Origin of the sequence: Burkholderia sp. BCC1988 (genome assembly GCF_905339895.1) — a bacterium.
GTDB lineage: Bacteria > Pseudomonadota > Gammaproteobacteria > Burkholderiales > Burkholderiaceae > Burkholderia.
The window spans coordinates 1-485 of sequence record NZ_CAJPHA010000085.1; the positions used below are offsets into that span (position 1 = coordinate 1).

Sequence of the window (485 nt, forward strand, 5' to 3'; positions counted from 1 at the left end):
ACGCTGCTGCGGATCATCGCCGGGCTGATCGAGCCGACCGGCGGTGACGTGACCTATCTCGGCAAGCCGCTGCGCGGCCCGGCCGAAGGCGTCGCGATGGTGTTCCAGACCTTCGCGCTGTTTCCGTGGCTGACCGTGCTGCAGAACGTGGAGGCCGGGCTTGAGGCGCTCGGCGTCGGCGCACGCGAGCGGCGCGAACGCGCGCTCGCCGCGATCGACCTGATCGGTCTCGACGGCTTCGAGAACGCGTATCCGCGCGAACTGTCGGGCGGCATGCGCCAGCGCGTGGGCTTCGCGCGCGCGCTCGTCGTCGATCCGACGATCCTGCTGATGGACGAGCCGTTTTCCGCACTCGACGTGCTGACCGCCGAAACGCTGCGTACCGACCTGCTCGACCTGTGGACGCAAGGCCGCATGCCGATCAAGTCGGTGCTGATCGTCACGCACAACATCGAGGAAGCGGTGTTCATGTGCGACCGGATTCT

The 485-nt window shown here is 67.6% G+C and carries 1 protein-coding gene; it reads left to right on the plus strand.

From position 1 onward, the window contains the following. On the plus strand, nt 1-485 hold a 485-nt coding region (locus tag U4012_RS35665), incomplete at both ends, for an ABC transporter ATP-binding protein (protein ID WP_321804590.1).